We start from the raw sequence: 16,718 nt of genomic DNA, 5'->3' as shown, positions 1-16,718 counted from the left end.
GGTTTCGCCGGGCTCTGTGCGGGTCGGCCTGCGCCGGACTGCCGCCTCTCTTTCTGTCAGTTTGGCAGTATCGCCGCGTCGGAGTCGCTGAATGGGCGGAGCGCCACGGCAGAAAATTGCGAATTTGGGAGCAAAGCGGTATTTCGCGCCCACCGTGCTACCGTCATGCCACGAGCGCCCGGACATCCCTGTCTTCCAGCGTCTGGTCGAGCGTCTTTCGTGTGCGGGCGACGATCGCGTCGATGTCCTCGTCGGTGCAGCAAAGCGGCGGCGCATAGCCCAGCACGCCATTGCCGAAGGCGCGGATGATGAGGCCGTTGTCCCAAGCCCGGTCGAAAATCCGGCGGGACGGATCGGCCGCGGCCGGAAGCGGCGTCTTCTTCGCCTTGTCGGTGACGAGCTCGATCGCCGCCAGCATGCCCCGGCCTCTGATGTCGCCGACGAGGGGATGGTCGGCAAGGCTCTGCAAGCCCTTCATGAGGCGCTTGCCGGCCGTGCGGCCATTGTCCAGGAGCCCGCCCTCATAGAGGCGCAAGACCTCGAGCGCGACTGCCGCGCTCACCGGATGGGCGGAATAGGTATAACCATGGCCGACCAGGGAAGTGCCGGCCCCGTCCGCAATCGTGTCATAGATGTGGTTGGTCATGAAGACCGCGCCCATCGGCACATAGCCGGAGGTCAGGCCCTTGGCGACGGTCAGGAAATCGGGAACGATGTCGTCTTCGCTGCAGGCGAAGAGCGGGCCGGTGCGGCCGAAACCGGTGATCACCTCGTCGGCGATGAACAGGATATCCAGTTCACGGCAGAGGTCGCGCATCGCCTTCATCCAGCCCTTGGGCGGCACCAGCACGCCGCCCGAGCCCTGGATCGGTTCGGCATAAAATGCCGCCACTCGTTCGGAGCCGATTTCCTCCACCTTCTGCCGCAGCGCCTGTTTCGACGCAGCGATGATCGCTTCCGGGTCAGTCCCGACCGGATTGCGGTAAGCGTAATGCGAGGGAATCTTGTGCTGCCAGTCGAAGGGGATGCCGAAGCCGGCATGGAAGGCCGGAAGAGCCGTCAGCCCGGCCCCGACGGTCGAGGAGCCGTGATAGCCCTGTTCGAGCGAGATGAACTGGTCTTTCTGCGGCGTTCCCTTGGCATGATAGTAATAGCGGATGAAACGCACCGTGCTGTCGATCGCGTCGGATCCGCCTAGCGTGAAATAGACATGATTGAGATCGCCGGGAGCCCGCTCGGCGAGTTCTGCGGCGAGACGGATCCCGGGCTCGGCGCCGAGACCGAAATAGGCAGTGGCGTAGGGCAGTTCGCGCATCTGCCGCGCGGCCGCCTCGACGATGCTTTCATGACCGTATCCCGCATTGACGCACCAGAGGCCGGCGAAGCCATCGACGAGTTGTCGACCGGTGTTGTCGGTCACCGTGGCGCCGGAGGCGGATGACAGCACGCGCACGCCGAGCTTCTCGTGAGTGCGATAGGACACGACCGGATGAACGAGATGGGCACGGTCGAGTTCGATAAGGGAGTTGCTGAGCATCTTTGTCTCCGAATTCAGCCGAAAGCCTGATTGGCTAGGGCAAAGGTTTTGACACGGGGAGAGGGATCGACTTTGCCGCCCCGCCGCATCGCCGTTCCGCCGCCCACATGGGCGAGGCCGTGTTGGTCGAGCCAGGTCGAGAGGGATGTTGTCGTCGTATCGACGCGGACGAAAATGCCGGCGCAATCGGCCATCAGAAAGCGAATGAGCTTTTGGACGTGGTCGGTGTTTTCGGCCACGACCGGGCCGATGACCTTGCCGCGCCCGAAGTCGCGCAGGCATGAATAACCGATCGGAACACCACCCCTCCGCAGGATGGCGAGGCGGCCCACATTCTGCAGATAGGAAAGGAGCATGCCGCGATCGGCAACGAATGCCTCCCGGTCAAGCGCTGCGACCGCGGACAAGTCTCCAGAGGTGGCCCATTCGACATCCGCGGGTGCGGCTATTTCAGGGCAGATCCCCTGATGCTGGAGGATGATCCCGGCCTCTCGGAATCCAAGCTTCCTATAGAGCGGCAGGCCCTCCTCGGTGGCGATGAGGCGGCATGGCAAGTCGCCGGCTGCTTCCAGGCCGGCCTGCATGAGCTTGCGTCCCAAACCGCGGCCACGCATGGACTCGGCGACGATCACCATATTGATCGTCGCGCAATCATTGCCGTAGCGGGTGGTCAGGGTCGTGCCGACCACGCTTTCCCCATCCAAGGCCACGACGCCCGTGCTGAGCGCCAGCGCCATCTCCCAGTCTTCGGGACGATGCGGCCAACCGGCCTGGCGCGAGAGCATGAGAGCGCCTTCCAAATGACCGTGCTCGAACGGCACGAGATCGAGTTGGGTTGCCTGCATTGCTGAATTCCCTTGCTGCTTTCGAAAAGCATAGTCCCGGGCGCGTAGCAGATCGTCCCGACTGTCTCGGTCGGCCGGTATCTTTCTCCGTCTATTGCTCTGCTGACCGCATCATCTGCCGAATGGCCGCATCACCGGCACCGCTCGCAACTTTGGAGGCGCTCGCTGCGCAACTCTCTGCCAAACCGGCCGGAAGATACGGAAGATTCTGCTTCCTGTGCCGCCAAATGCGGCCATTCATCCGGATCGGGAGACCTATGATGAAGGGGAGGAAAGCGCCTCGGGCACAGCAAGGACCAACACGATGACCCAGTTCCGGCCGAAATACATCACCTTCGATTGCTACGGCACACTCACCAATTTCCAGATGGCGGAGGCGGCCCGCGATCTCTACGGCGAGCAGCTCGACGAGCCCTGCATGCAGCAGTTCATCAAGAACTTTGCGGCCTATCGGCTCGACGAGATCCTGGGCGATTGGAAGCCCTATAATGAAGTGGTGCACAATGCCATCGAGCGCACCTGCCGCAAGAACGGCGTGACCTTCCGCGACGAAGACGCCCGCATGGTCTATGAGCGGGTACCGACCTGGGGACCGCATCCCGATGTTCCGGCCGGGCTCGCCAAGGTCGCCAAGGAAATTCCACTGGTGATTCTGTCGAATGCGATGAACTCACAGATCATGTCGAATGTGGAGAAGCTCGGTGCTCCCTTCCACAAGGTCTATACCGCCGAGCAGGCGAATGCCTACAAGCCGCGGTTCCAGGCCTTCGAATATATGTTCGACATGCTCGGATGCGGCCCGGAAGACGTCCTTCATTGCTCGTCCTCGTTCCGCTATGATCTGATGTCGGCGCATGACCTCGGCATCAAGAACAAGGTCTGGGTCAATCGCGGTCACGAGCCGGCCAATCCCTATTACGGTTATGTCGAGATCAAGGGCATTTCCGAACTGCCCGGCGTTGTCGGCCTCTAGCGGAGCGCGGGCGATGAAGTTCGAATCCTACTGGCACGATACGGCACCGGAATTCTCGGGCGCAGCGACCGGTCCTGTTGAAGGTGACTTTGACGTTGCCGTCATCGGCGGCGGCTTCACGGGCCTTGCCGCCGCGCGACAGCTCGCGAAGTCGGGCGCCCGGGTTGCCGTGCTGGAGGCGAACCACATCGGTTGGGGTGCATCCGGCCGCAACGGCGGACATCTCAACAACGGTCTTGCCCATAGCTTCATCGCGGCCAAGGCAGAACTTGGGGGCGAGCGCGCGGTGGCGCTTTATCGCGCGTTCGACGACTCGATCGACACGATCGAAAGGATCGTCACCGAGGAAAAGATCGACTGCGATTTCCGCCGGGCGGGGAAACTGAAGCTCGCGTCGAAGCCACAGCATTTCGACATAATCGCCCGCAATTTCGAAGCGGTGCATCGCGAAGTCGATCCGGACACTGCGCTCCTGACGGCGGATGATCTCAAGACAGAAGTCGGCTCGCTCTTCCATGGTGCCATGCTCTCCAGGAAGAGCGCCGTGATGCATATGGGCCGGTACGTCGTGGGGCTGGCCGAGGCGGCGGCGCGGCACGGCGCGACGTTATTCGAAAACGCCCCGGTGACGCGTCACACCATATCGGGGCCGAAGCATCAGCTGAAGACAGCCCGCGGCGAGGTGACCGCCGACCATGTCCTGGTCGCGACCGGCGCCTACACATCCGGAACCTCCTTCAACTATTTCCGGCGCCGCATCATCCCAGTCGGCAGTTTCCTGATCGCGACCCGGCCTCTGACCGCGGCGGAAGTGGCCGCCACGATGCCGGGCAACCGAACCTGCGTGACGTCGATGAATATCGGCAACTATTTCCGCCTGTCGCCGGACAACCGGCTGATCTTCGGCGGCCGCGCCCGCTTTGCCGCGACGTCGGACCAGCGATCGGACGAGAAGAGCGGTGCCATCCTGCGCGCCAGCCTCGCCCAGATCTTCCCGCAACTCGCCGACGTCGAGATCGACTATTGCTGGGGCGGCCTGGTCGACATGACCAAGGATCGCTATCCGCGTGCGGGCTATGTCGACGGTGTCTGGTATGCGATGGGCTATTCGGGCCATGGCGCGCAACTCTCGACCCATCTTGGCATGATCATTGCCGACGCGATCCTCGGCAAGGTTGACCGGAACCCGCTTCATGATCTCGAATGGCCCGCCGTGCCCGGCCATTTCGGCAAGCCATGGTTCCTGCCGCTCGTCGGCCTCTACTACAAGGCCCTCGACAGAATTCAGTAAGCAGCTCCTCCTCCCAAGCCGCCAACTCAAAGGCGCGGATCTTGCGATCCGCGCCTCTTCTTTTGATGTCGATGGGCTCAGGCGAGCCCACCGATATGGAAGCTCTTCACCTCCAGATATTCCTCAATGCCAAGCTGCGATCCTTCGCGGCCGAGCCCTGATTGCTTGACGCCGCCGAAGGGCGCAACCTCGGTGGAAATTGCCCCGGTATTGAGCCCGATCATGCCGAATTCCAGTGCCTCGGCGACCCGCCAGGACCGCTTGAGGCTTTCGGTGTAGAAATAGGCGGCGAGGCCGAAGGGCGTGCCGTTAGCGATGTCGATGGCTTCTTCCTCTCGCTCGAAGCGGAAGAGCGGCGCAACCGGGCCGAACGTTTCCTCATGCGCGAGAAGCATGTCGGTCGTGGCGCCGGTCAAAACGACCGGTGAGGTATATTGAGCACCGCCGGGCAGGGCGGGCCTTGTTGAAACGATCGTGGCACCCTTGGCCAGAGCGTCCTCGACATGCCGGTTGATCTTGTCGATCGCCGCCTCGTTGATCATCGGCCCGATGTCGACGCCGTTCTCTGTGCCGGGACCGACCTTCATGACCGAGACGCGGGCAGCGAGCTTGGCGGTGAATGCGTCATAGACACCCGCCTGCACGAGAATCCGGTTGGCGCAGACGCAGGTCTGGCCACCATTGCGGAACTTCGAGGCAATGGCGCCTTCGACGGCAAGGTCGAGATCGGCGTCGTCGAAGACGATGAAGGGCGCATTGCCCCCGAGCTCGAGGCTCAACCGCTTCACGCTGTCTGCCGCGCCGCGCATCAGGAGCGAACCGACGCGGGTGGAGCCGGTGAAGGAAATCTTCCGCACCGTCTCGTTGGCCATCATTTCGTTGCCGATCTCGGTTGGCATGCCGGTGACGATGTTGATCACGCCTGCCGGGATGCCAGCGCGTTCGGCCAGGACGGCGAGGGCCAGGGCCGAATAGGGAGTGAATTCCGACGGCTTGATCACCACGGTGCAGCCGGCGGCGAGCGCCGGTGCCACCTTGCGGGTGATCATCGCATTGGGGAAGTTCCAAGGCGTGATGATCGCCGACACGCCGACCGGTTCTTTCAGGACCACGATCCGCCGGTCGCGCATCGGTGACGGAATGGTGGTGCCGCCAATGCGCCTTGCTTCTTCGGCGAACCATTTGACGAAAGATGCGCCATAGCGGATCTCGCCGCGGGCTTCCGACAGCGGCTTGCCTTGCTCCAGCGTCAGCAGCAGCGCCAGATCCTCGAGATTGTCGATCATCAGATCGTGCCAGGCCTCGAGCATGGAAGCGCGTTCGGCATGGGTTGTCTGCCGCCACGGGCGGAAGGCCGTTTCTGCCGCCGCGATAGCGGCACGCGTTTCCGTCCCGCCCATATCGGGCACCGTGCCCAGCACCTTCCGCGTTGCCGGGTCGATCACCTCGATTGTCTGCTCCGACGCGGCATCGCGCCAGGATCCGCCGATCAACCCCTGTTGGCGAAAGAGGCTCGTGTCCTTCAAATTCTGCATGTTCCAGCCTTTCTCTTAGCCGATGAAACCGAGGACGACCCTTGTGATCGCCTCGGTCTTGTCTTTTCCAGGAATGGTGCCGATCCCCGCCTTCGTCGCCGCTTCGATGGCCACCATGATCCGGGCCGCGCCGTCTCTTTCGCCGAGATGGTCGAGCATCATCGCGCCCGACCAGATGGCGGCGATCGGGTTGGCAATGCCGAGATGGGCGATGTCGGGCGCCGAGCCATGGACCGGTTCGAACATCGACGGCGCGGTGCGATCCGGATTGATGTTGGCCGAAGCAGCGAAGCCGAGCCCGCCCTGGATGGCGGCCCCGAGATCGGTGAGGATATCGCCGAACAGGTTGGAGGCGACGACGACATCGAGGGTTTCCGGCGCCATGACCATTCGCGCCGCCATCGCGTCGATGTGATAACTCGTCACCTCCACGTCGGGATACTGGAGCGCCAGCTCCCGCGTAATCTCATCCCAGAACACCATCGTATGTTTCTGGGCATTGGATTTTGTCACCGAGGCCAGCTTGCCGCGGCGCGCGCGCGCCCGCTCGAAGCCGAAGCGCAGGATGCGCTCGACGCCCTTGCGGGTGAAGATCGCGGTCTCGATAGCCACCTCGTCCGCGGTTCCCTGATGGACCCGGCCGCCTGCGCCGGAATATTCTCCTTCGGTATTCTCGCGGATGCAGAGGATATCGAAATCGCCACTCTTCAGTGGGCCGGAAACACCGGGCAGGAGCCGGTGCGGGCGGATATTGGCATATTGCGTGAAGGCCTTGCGGATCGGTAGCAGGAGCCCGTGCAGGGAGACGGAGTCCGGCACTTCCGCAGGCCAGCCGACGGCGCCGAGCAGGATCGCGTCAAAGCGCCTGAGGGTTTCGATGCCGTCAGCCGGCATCATGGCGCCGCTCTGCCTGTAGAAGTCGCAGGACCACGGAAAGGTCGTTCCTTCGAGGGCAAAGCCCGACACCGTGGCGGTCGCCTGCAGGACATGCCAGGCGGCCTCGGTGACGGGTTTGCCGATGCCGTCCCCCGGCAGAAGCGCGATGGAATAGGTCTTCATGTCTGATCCTGGAGGTTGATGAGCACGCTCTTGCTCTTGCGGTTGGCATGATAGGCTTCGCGGCCGAGATCCTTGCCGATGCCGGAACGCTTGTAGCCGCCGGTCGGCAGGATATGGTCGCGGGAGCGGCTGTAGCGATTGACCCAGACGGTGCCGGCTTGCAGCTGTCGCGTCACGCGGATGGAGCGCGAGAGATCGCGGGTGAACAGGCCGGCCGCCAGTCCATAGGTCGGGTGATCCGCGAGCGCGAGCGCTTCCTCTTCATCCTTGAAGCTCTGCACCGTCAGCACTGGCCCGAAGATTTCCTCGATGACCGCCGGGGAGTCCTGGTCGACGTTGGACAGAAGAGTCGGCGCGTAGAAATAGCCGTCGCGTTCGAGGCGTTTGCCGCCGGCCAGGCTTTCTGCTCCAGACTGGCGTGCGGCCTGGACGATGGCGTCGATACGAGCGATCTGGCGCTCTGAAATAACAGGCGAATAGTTGCTTGTCTCGTCCCAGGTCGGACCCGGCCGGATCGTCGTGACTTGTGACAAGATGGCCTCAATCAGCGGCTCCATCACCGATTGCTCGACGATGACGCGCGAGCCCGCGACGCAGGCCTGGCCGGCATTGACGAGGATGCTGTTGGCGATGGCATTGGCGGCAAGGGTCAGGTCGGCATCGGCAAAGACGATCTGCGGGCTCTTGCCGCCGAGTTCGAGCGTCATCGGCTTGACGCCTGTCCTGGCGATATTGGCCATGATTGCCGAGCCAGCCGCTGTCGAGCCGGTGAAGCTGATCTTGGCGATATCCGGATGGCCGGTCATTGCCTGGCCGGTGGTCTGCCCGTCGCCGAGCACGATATTGATGAGGCCCGCCGGAATGCCGGCCCGCACGGCGAGCTCGGCGAGGTAGAGCGTCGAGAACGGCGTCATTTCGGATGGCTTCAACACAATGGCATTGCCGGCGGCAAGTGCCGGGCCAAGCTTCCAACCTGCCATGGAGAGCGGGAAGTTCCATGGCGTGATCGCACCAACCACGCCGTAAGGCTCGGTCATGATCATGCCGACGCTCGCGTCGTCAGTCGGCACGAGGTCGCTGCCTTCCTTGTCGGCGAATTCGGCAAAGAAGCGTATCTGCTCGGCTGTGACCGCGACATCGCCCTGTAGCAGTTGGCCGATCGGGCGGGTGGAGGAGACCGCCTCCAGGCGGGCAAGGGTTTCGCCTTCGGCCTCGATCAGGTCGGCCCAGCGATGCATGGCATTGGTGCGCTCGCGCGGGCGGCGGGTGGACCAGCCGCTCTCGCGAAGCGCCGTCTTCGCGGCCGACACCGCTTCATCGACGAGGTCGGCGCCGGCGATAGGGCAGTCGGCATAGGCGACCGCATCGGATGGGCGTCTCATCGGAAGCCCATCCTTGGCCTCGATATAGCGCCCGCCAATGAAATGGCCTTTTGGCAACGCAATATTGTCGGGGTCGAAACTCAGAGCCATGACCGTGTCCTTGCGGATGATATGAGCAAGTTACTCCCAGGAGCTCGGCACGATGCATCGTCTGGATTTCGGCGACGGAGGAAAACCCTGTTTTTCCGCCGTGCGACAGACGATTGTTCGTCCGCGTCGATCGGGCCGCCGCGCTTGCAGGACGGCCCGCTGGCAGTCACATGACTGTCACGTAAATCTTCCTGACCGTTTCGATGGTGCGCCAGGTGCCGGTGAAGCCCGGCTTCATGACGAAGCTGTCGCCCGCCTTGTAGGTAACCGGCTCGCCACCATCCGGTGTGAGCTCAACAAGGCCTTGGAGGATATGGCAGAACTCGAAGGTCTCGCCCTTGACCGAGCGGGTAAGACCCGGCGTCGCTTCCCAGATACCGGTATGGACGAGCCCGTCCCGGGCCACATCCTGGGCCCAGGTCTTGAACGACGGATCGCCCGAGATCAGCCGCTCGGGGAGTGGTCTGGATTCGCGCGGCGTCTCGGTGCTGTTCGGATCGATGGTCTTGAGAAGGGACATGGTTTCTCCTTGCTGTCCTGCCGTGTTTCAGTAGCCGCGGCCGCGGTCGACCAGTCCGATCGGGTCGAGCCCGGCCTGATGGCGTTTGATGTTTTCGATGACCGAGCGGGCTGCGCTTTGGGGTTGCGTCACGCTGGCGATATGCGGCGTGAGCAAGATTTTGGGATGGCGCCAGAACGGATGTTCGGGCGGCAGGGGTTCGGGTTCGGTGACGTCGATCACAGCGCCCGACAGCTGGCCCGCGTCGAGCGCATCGATGAGGGCTTCATGATCGAGCTGGGCTCCGCGGCCGACGTGAATGAGTGCCGTGCCCGGCCGAAGGGCCGAAAAGAGCCGCGCATCGAGAATGCCGCGCGTCTCGTCCGTGAGCGGCAGAAGGCAAACAAGGATGTCCGCCTCTCCGAGGAAGGAGGCGAGGGCCTCAGTGCCGTGATAGCAGCGCACGCCTTCGATCTGGCGCGGAGTGCGGCTCCAGCCCGAGAGCGGAAAGCCGAATGGGGTCAATCGTTCGATGACCGCTTGGCCGAGCATCCCGAGACCGAGCACCGCGATCCGCCGGTCAGTGGCCTGTCGGGCGGCCAGTGCTTGCCATTTTCCCTCCGTCTGCTGGGTGAGATAGGCCATGAGATTGCGGTGAAGTGCCAGCACTGCAAGCGTCACATATTCCTGCATCATGCGCACAATGCCGTCTTCGACCATCCGGACGAGCATCACCCCTGGAGGGAGGTTCCCAACCCGGAACTGATCGACGCCGGCGCCGATCGAAAAGACGATTTCCAGATTTTTGAATCGGTCGAGATCCGGCGGCGCGGTCCATGTCAGCACGTAACGGATGTCATCGGGGTCGACCTGCGTCGCATCCATGATGAAGGGGAGATCGGGCAGTTCCCAGGCGAAGGCTTCGGCAAAGACACGCCCCCTCTCGCGGTCGGAGTTGAACCAAAATGCCATGGAGATCCCTCAGTGTCGGAGTTTTTCGGCGAGCCGCTCGATCATCGCCTGACACGCGGTGAGTTCGTCGACGCGGATGAACTCATCGGCCCGATGGGCTCTCGCGATGTCACCGGGGCCGCAGATGATCGCGTCGATGCCGGCTGCCTGATACAGCCCGGCCTCAGTTCCGTAGCTGACGGCGCCGAGCGTTTCGGTGCCGGTCAGTTCTTCCATGAGCCGGGCAAGCGACGCATCGGCGGCGAGCGACAATGCGGGGTAGCTGCTTAGAAGATCCCACTTCGTCTGGAACCCTCGCTGCTCAAGGGCGACTGCGGCAAGCCTTACCGGCTCGAGGAGATCGGTAGGGGTCACTCCCGTGATGGCGCGCGCCTCGATTTCCGCCGTGAGGACATCCGGAATGATGTTCACTGCCTGCCCGCCAGACACTGTTCCGACCTGGAGCGAGGAATAGGGCGGCTCAAAGCTCGGGTCCAACCGGCTGCTCAGCAGCGCGTCTCCGGCACGAACGGCGGCGAGCAGAACGCATGCAAAGGCATGGATCGCATTCAGGCCTTGATCGGGCCGCGACGAATGGCCAGAGCGCCCGCGGATCTCGACTCTTGCAGCGGCCTTGCCCTTGTGGGCGCGGATCGCGCGCAGGCCGCTCGGCTCGCCGATGATCGCACCGATCGGCTTGGCACACAGTTCGGGCAACCGACGGATGAGATGGGGAACGCCCCGGCAGCCGGCTTCCTCGTCATAGGAAAATGCTAAATGGAGGGGGCGCGCGAGCGACATGTCGGCGATTGCGAGCAGTGCGGCCAATGCGGCCGCGAGAAAGCCTTTCATATCGCTGGTGCCCCGACCGAAGAGCAGATCGCCGTCCGCCCGCAGGCGAAAGGGATCAGATGTCCATGTAGGCTCCCGGGCGGGAACAACATCCATATGCCCGGAGAGAATATAGCCGGGCACATGATTGGGACCGATCGTTGCGAACAGATTGGCGCGGTCGCCTTCCGGCCCCGGCAAAACAGTCACCCTGGCACCGCAGCGCTCGGCAAAGTCCCTGATCGATGCAACGATGCCGTCGTTCGGCGTGCCGACGACAGAGGGAAAACCGACCAGCCGGTCGAGTATCTCCGTGGCGTTCATCGCAGGTCTCCTTGACGTAACCTTCCAGCCGGCGCTTTCATCCTCCAGACTAGGGTTCCACAGGGTCTTTTCCTGCCGAAAGCCTGCTCGCTTCAGTGGATTCTGTCGAATTGGGCGGCATTTGAAGCGGAATCTACGGCGCGGCTTGATCTATGGTGCCTCAAATCGATCGTGAGGTCCGCGGCCGATTGCACGTTTTGACAACCCTGTCGGGAGGTATTGGAAAGTGACTTCGCCTGCAGCCGGTTCGATGCAGCTCAATTCATTCAAGCTTGAATTGACCGACGTCGCCAAAGTCGATCTCGAGAAGCTGCATGCGCTGTCGATCAGCGTCGGATGGCCGCATCGTGCCGAGGATTGGCAGTTTCTGCTTGAGTCCGGCCAGGGTATCGCAGCGCTCGATGGCATCGGCCGCGTTCTCGGTTCGGCCATGTGGTTTCCCTATGGCGACGATTTCGCCACCATCGGCATGGTCATCACCACACCGCGGTTGCAGGCCAGGGGTGCCGGCCAGTGGTTCATGGAGCACTTGTTCAGCAAGGTCGGCGATCGGAGCCTCGGTCTCAGCGCCACGCACGCCGCGCGCCGGCTCTACCTGTCGCTCAATTTCCAGCCGGAAGCGATCGTCTATCAGTACCAAGGCGAAGCCATCGAGCCGCCCGCCGTGCCTTTGCCAGCGAGCACCACATTGAGGCCTCTTGGACCGGGCGATCTGGAGGAGATTGCAGCGCTCGACGAAGTGGCGTTCGGAACGGATCGAAGCGCGCTTCTTGCTCGCCTCGCGGCCCGCTCGAAGGGCGTCGTGCTGGTTCGCGATGGCCAAATCGCTGCTTTCTCGCTCTGCCGGCGCTTCGGCCGTGGGCACGTGGTTGGGCCGGTGGTCGCCGCCGATGATGCCGATGCGATCGCTGTCGTCAGGCCGCATGTGGCAAGGCATGCCGGATCCTTCCTGCGTCTCGACACGCGCGAGAAGAAAGGAGACTTCGCCGATTTCCTGGGCGGATGCGGACTGTCCGTGTTCGATACGGTTACCTCGATGTCGCTTGGGCGCACATGGCCGCCGGCGCGGCCCGCCGATGGCTCTGCACCCCGAACCTACGGGCTGGCGAGCCATACTCTCGGATAGGCGCTGCACGGGAAGGACGCGCCGGGCGCCGCGTTTGAGGACTTCGAAGACCACATGGTAGCGGACGGAGAACGGGGGTCATTCCAAAGCCGCGGGGCTTTCGGCCGCGCATATGCGGCTCATGTCGAATCTGGAACGGGAGTTGATGCGTGAAAACCCTGCTGCTTAAGAAAGAGGAAGTGAGCAGCCTGATCTCCGTGACCGAGGTCATCGACGCGGTTGAAGAGGCATACAGAGCCTTCAACAGTGATCAGGTGGAACAGCCCGGCTATATGGGGATCCACCTCCCGTCGCCCCGTGGCGAAATCGACTTCAAGCTCGGCTATTACAAAGCCAGCGAAATGATTTCCATGAAGGCGTCTTCAGGAGGCTTCGTCGACAACCCGACGGCATACGGATTGCCCGGCGGCATGGGAACAATACTCCTGTTCGACGCCAGGAGCTGCGCATTGGTCTGCATCATGGATGGAAGTCTGATCACCGGTCTGCGGACCGGGGCGGCTGGAGCTGTTTCCGTCAAGGCGCTGGCACGGAAAGACGCGAAGAAAATCACATCGATCGGGACCGGAAACCAGGCGCGAATGCAGATCCGGGCGATATCCGAAATCATGAAGATCGAAGAGATCCACGCCTGGGACAACAGCCCGCAGTCGTTGTCCGCCTACAAGAGGGATATCGAAAGCGAATTCGGCATTCCCGTCGTGATGGCGAGTTCCAAGAAGGCTGCGGTCGAGCAGGATGATATTCTGATCACCACGACCCGTGGAAAAGGGTCGCTCGTGGAAGCGGATTGGGTGAAACCCGGCACGCATATCGTCGCCATCGGTACCGACCAGCGCGGCAAGCAGGAACTGGATCCGGAAATATTCAGGAACGCGAAAGTCGTCGTCGACTCTCTCTCGCAGTGCATCGAGAAGGGTGAAACCTGGCACCCTCTCGATAGCAATATCATTGCCAAGGGCGGCATTCACGCTGAGATCGGCGAGATATTGCTCGGAAGAAAGCCGGGAAGAGAGAGTGACGCGGAAGTGACCATTTTCGACTCTACAGGCATGGCCATACAAGACGATATTACCGCCCGCAAAATATACTTCAATGCTGTGGAGAGAAACACCGGCACATACTTTGAGTTCTTAAAGACATGACCGAGTGTGCTCACACGAAGCGAGTGGAGCCAAGCCAATAGTAGCCAAAACAGATCCAGCCTTCCTCATGGACGCTGGGAACGTATGTCGGCAAGAAGAAGGCCAAGCGATGCGCAGCTATCCAACCATCGAAGATATCCTGGAAGCCCGCGAAAGGCTCAAGCCTCACATCAGACATACGCCGCTATTGCGCGCGGAAAGGATCGAAGAAGCTGTCGGATGCCAAGTCTATCTGAAGCCGGAAACGTTGCAGATCACCGGCGCCTTCAAGATCCGCGATGCCCTGAACAAGGTGCTTTCGCTTCCAAGGGAAGCGATCGCAAACGGCATCATAGCGAGTTCGTCGGGCAACCATGCCCAGGGTCTCTCATACGCGGCCCGTATGCTGGGCGTGAAGGTGGTTCTGGTTCTCCCGACTACAACACCCAAAATCAAGATCGCCAATACGCAAGCCCTCGGCGCGGAAGTCATCCTTTTTGACGGCGATACCGCAGTCAGGTGGAAAAGAGTCTACGAGATTGCCGCGGCAAACAATTATGCGACCGTCCACGGTTTCGAGGATCCCCTGGTCATGGCCGGGCAGGGAACCATAGGGTGTGAAATACTGGAAGACTTGGAGGACGTGGACACGGTTATCGTTCCCCTGGGAGGTGGAGGCTTGATCTCGGGAATTGCGACCGCCATCAAGGAAACCAAACCATCGGTGCGTGTCATCGGCGTTGAGCCTGCGCTCACGCCCAAATACTATCAAAGCCGGATCAACGGCGAGCGAACCTCTTTGCCTCTGAAGAACACCATTGCGGATGGCCTGAGAATCAGCGTTCCGGGTCAGAACCCGTATCCCATCATCGAGAAATACGTCGATGAGATCATTCTCGTCGAAGATGGGCACATTATCGCAGGCATGCGCGCGCTTGCCCAGGACGCTAAGTTGATCGCTGAACCGGCCGCTTCGATTGGTATCGGAGCTCTGCTTGCGGGCTCCATCCGCTTTAGGACGGACGAAAAAGTCTGCGCGGTGTTGACTGGAGGAAACTGGGATTTGTGTGATCTTGCTGAGGTATACAAAGGCGCAAGGTGAACGTTATGCCGCCCACCGAGCTTCCCCACTCCAAGTGGGCAGGAGAGGTTGGCTACATGCGACAAGCCATGATTAGTCCTCTTTGTAAGTCGCCTGGAAGCGGTCCACGTCAGCACCCCGGAGACACAAACCTCCGGTCTGCATGGTCCTCGGCACTGACGGTCTACCGTTCTACTCTCTTCAACAGCATATCGCGACCGCCGGTGGCGCATCAGCGCATGCCGCATCGACCCCTGTTGGCGGCGGAAACGTCGGTATTGCAAGCGGAAATGATATCCGCAAATCGCTTGCTACTTAACTGAATTTACAAGCCTCTGTGCGTTCGGGCCCCCCAACCAGATTCCAAGGCCCGTCTGCAGAAGTGCGGCGGGCTTTTCGTGTCCTCTAACCGCCATCGCGACCACCGCTGCAGAGATGAAGTCCTGGATCCAGGCCACTTACCTGACCTTGACGACCACCTTGCCTTTCGCGCGGCCCGTGTCGACGTAAGTAAGAGCTTCCTCGGTCGCTGCGAACGGAAAGGTCCGATCGATGACCGGCCGTATGTCGCCGGAATCGATGAGCGCAGTGATCTCGCGCAACTGATCGCCGCTTGCGCGCATGAACAGGAATGAATAGCTCACGTGATGGCGTTTTGCTTTCTTCCTTATGCCGTAGCTCAACAGGCGCATGACGGTTCGCAGGAACCAATTCGCCCCCAGCTCCCTCGCAAAATCAGGATCAGGCGGGCCCGAGATCGAGATCAGCTTGCCACCGGGCTTCAGCACCTGGAGCGATTTTTCGAGCGTGTCCTTGCCAAGGCTGTTCAGGACGACATCATAGTCTTTAAGGATCGTCTCGAACTTCTCCTTCTTGTAGTCGATGACCACATCGGCGCCGAGATTTCTCACCAGCGCAACATTAGCGGTGCTCGTCGTCGTCGCGACGGTAGCGCCGATATGCTTTGCCAGCTGGATGGCGAAGGTTCCAACCCCGCCCGAACCGGCATGGATCAGGACCTTCTGACCCTTCTTCAGGTTGGCCCTTTCGATCAGGGCCTGCCAGGCTGTCAGGCCGACGAGCGGAATAGATGCCGCTTCCTCCATGCTGAGACTGCTCGGCTTGAGCGCGACATCGCTTTCATTCATGGCGATCAGTTCCGCGAAGGTTCCGATGCGATCCTTGTCCGGTCGCCCATAGACTTCGTCGCCGGGCTTGAACCGCTTCACCTTGGGGCCGACCCGGACGACGACGCCAGCCGCCTCATTGCCCAGGACGAGCGGCAGGCGATAAGGCAGGATGAGTTTGAACTCGCCAGCCATGATCTTCGAATCGAGCGGGTTTAGACCGGCGGCATGGACCTGGACCAGAACATCGTCGTCCCTGAGCTGCGGGTCCGGCCTCTCGCCGATCCGTGCGCCGCTGTTCTTGCCGTAGCGATCGATGAAAAACGCTTTCATGCCGTGTACTCCTGTATGGTATTCTGCTTTCTGGTTCTGCTGATTGCATGAAGCTCACCACCGGTTTCCCGGTGGTGCGGCATCCTGTTACTGACGTATCCAGGTCTGCGAACGGCCGAGCAATGATACGCCGATATAGCCGCGCACGCTGAGTTTGTTGCCGCCATCGATCAGGTGCAGATTGCTGCTGTAAACCTCACCATTTTCAGGGTCGAGGATTTCGCCGCCGGTATATTCGTCGCCGTCCTTTTTCAGGCCGGACAGAATCCGCAGGCCGACGATCGGTGCGTTCTTGAGGGCGCCTTCACACTTCTCGCATTTCGGATTCTGGTCTTCGTCGGGGCCTGGGAAGACCTTTATCACCGTACCCCGCAGGGTTCCGCTCGTCTCGCTAATGCGGATCAGTGCTCTCGGCTTGCCACTGACATCGTCGATGTTCTTCCAAACGCCGACCGGCGACGTGTTGTCCGCTCGCGCGGCGGAAGACATGAGTGTAGCCGCCAGGGTGATCGCGAGGACGCCTGCATGTTTGAAAGTCAGCATTGTCTTGTCTCCAGGAGTTTGGTCGTTGTTTGGTTAAGAACCAGCCGCCGCCGTGTTGGATCTGGAT

Annotated in this window: 15 protein-coding genes; 5 read left to right on the top strand and 10 right to left on the bottom strand. The window is 61.6% G+C overall.

The window, feature by feature from the left end:
* Nucleotides 1-163 precede the first annotated feature (163 nt).
* Complete coding sequence (locus tag AC2YI2_RS28365) at nt 164-1,537, bottom strand: aminotransferase class III-fold pyridoxal phosphate-dependent enzyme (protein WP_487389890.1); 1,374 nt, start codon at nt 1,535-1,537, stop codon at nt 164-166.
* 14 nt (nt 1,538-1,551) lie between these two features.
* Nucleotides 1,552-2,382, bottom strand: a complete 831-nt coding sequence (locus AC2YI2_RS28360) for a GNAT family N-acetyltransferase (RefSeq protein ID WP_487389889.1) — start codon at nt 2,380-2,382, stop codon at nt 1,552-1,554.
* Nucleotides 2,383-2,686: 304 nt separating this feature from the next.
* On the opposite strand from AC2YI2_RS28360, the gene AC2YI2_RS28355 reads away from it, so the two are divergent.
* Together AC2YI2_RS28355 and AC2YI2_RS28350 are read left to right on the top strand one after the other, a co-directional pair.
* Entirely contained in the window at nt 2,687-3,355 is a 669-nt protein-coding gene (locus AC2YI2_RS28355) for a haloacid dehalogenase type II (RefSeq protein ID WP_487389888.1), read from the top strand.
* Between the two features lie 13 nt (nt 3,356-3,368).
* On the top strand, nt 3,369-4,646 hold the full coding sequence (locus tag AC2YI2_RS28350; RefSeq protein ID WP_487389887.1) for an NAD(P)/FAD-dependent oxidoreductase: 1,278 nt from the start codon (nt 3,369-3,371) through the stop codon (nt 4,644-4,646).
* 77 nt (nt 4,647-4,723) lie between these two features.
* On the opposite strand, the gene AC2YI2_RS28345 is transcribed toward AC2YI2_RS28350, so the two are convergent.
* The 6 genes from AC2YI2_RS28345 to argE all read right to left on the bottom strand — a co-directional run bounded on the left by AC2YI2_RS28345 (nt 4,724) and on the right by argE (nt 11,317).
* Nucleotides 4,724-6,181, bottom strand: a complete 1,458-nt coding sequence (locus AC2YI2_RS28345; RefSeq protein ID WP_487389886.1) for an NAD-dependent succinate-semialdehyde dehydrogenase — start codon at nt 6,179-6,181, stop codon at nt 4,724-4,726.
* Nucleotides 6,182-6,196: 15 nt separating this feature from the next.
* A complete protein-coding gene (locus tag AC2YI2_RS28340) occupies nt 6,197-7,240 on the bottom strand; it encodes a tartrate dehydrogenase (RefSeq protein WP_487389885.1) in 1,044 nt (347 codons plus the stop codon).
* Nucleotides 7,237-8,712 (bottom strand): aldehyde dehydrogenase family protein, encoded by a 1,476-nt coding sequence (locus tag AC2YI2_RS28335; RefSeq protein WP_487389884.1) that lies wholly within the window; start codon nt 8,710-8,712, stop codon nt 7,237-7,239. The genes AC2YI2_RS28340 and AC2YI2_RS28335 overlap by 4 nt, the downstream gene beginning before the upstream one ends.
* A 166-nt stretch (nt 8,713-8,878) precedes the next feature.
* Nucleotides 8,879-9,232, bottom strand: a complete 354-nt coding sequence (locus tag AC2YI2_RS28330) for a cupin domain-containing protein (RefSeq protein WP_487389883.1) — start codon at nt 9,230-9,232, stop codon at nt 8,879-8,881.
* A 27-nt stretch (nt 9,233-9,259) separates the two neighbouring features.
* A complete protein-coding gene (locus AC2YI2_RS28325; RefSeq protein ID WP_487389882.1) occupies nt 9,260-10,183 on the bottom strand; it encodes a 2-hydroxyacid dehydrogenase in 924 nt (307 codons plus the stop codon).
* 9 nt (nt 10,184-10,192) lie between these two features.
* Entirely contained in the window at nt 10,193-11,317 is a 1,125-nt protein-coding gene (gene argE / locus AC2YI2_RS28320) for an acetylornithine deacetylase (protein WP_487389881.1), read from the bottom strand.
* 250 nt (nt 11,318-11,567) lie between these two features.
* On the opposite strand from argE, the gene AC2YI2_RS28315 reads away from it, so the two are divergent.
* The 3 genes from AC2YI2_RS28315 (at nt 11,568) to AC2YI2_RS28305 (ending at nt 14,669) form a co-directional block, all read left to right on the top strand.
* Nucleotides 11,568-12,443: a GNAT family N-acetyltransferase gene (locus tag AC2YI2_RS28315; RefSeq protein WP_487389914.1), complete on the top strand. Its 876-nt coding sequence runs from the start codon at nt 11,568-11,570 to the stop codon at nt 12,441-12,443.
* Between the two features lie 149 nt (nt 12,444-12,592).
* Nucleotides 12,593-13,588 (top strand): ornithine cyclodeaminase family protein, encoded by a 996-nt coding sequence (locus AC2YI2_RS28310; RefSeq protein WP_487389880.1) that lies wholly within the window; start codon nt 12,593-12,595, stop codon nt 13,586-13,588.
* Between the two features lie 109 nt (nt 13,589-13,697).
* Nucleotides 13,698-14,669 carry a threonine/serine dehydratase family protein gene (locus tag AC2YI2_RS28305; RefSeq protein ID WP_487389879.1) on the top strand — a complete coding sequence of 324 codons (972 nt, stop codon included), beginning with the start codon at nt 13,698-13,700 and terminating at the stop codon, nt 14,667-14,669.
* 437 nt (nt 14,670-15,106) lie between these two features.
* Here AC2YI2_RS28305 and AC2YI2_RS28300 read toward each other — a convergent pair whose 3' ends face one another.
* Entirely contained in the window at nt 15,107-16,108 is a 1,002-nt protein-coding gene (locus tag AC2YI2_RS28300; RefSeq protein WP_487389878.1) for an NADP-dependent oxidoreductase, read from the bottom strand.
* 87 nt (nt 16,109-16,195) lie between these two features.
* Nucleotides 16,196-16,651, bottom strand: coding sequence for a DUF2147 domain-containing protein (locus tag AC2YI2_RS28295; RefSeq protein WP_487389877.1), 456 nt, complete (start codon nt 16,649-16,651; stop codon nt 16,196-16,198).
* Nucleotides 16,652-16,718 lie beyond the last annotated feature (67 nt).

It is taken from the genome of Rhizobium sp. SRI_017, assembly GCF_057586295.1.
This window is presented reverse-complemented; position numbering and strand designations above follow the sequence as displayed.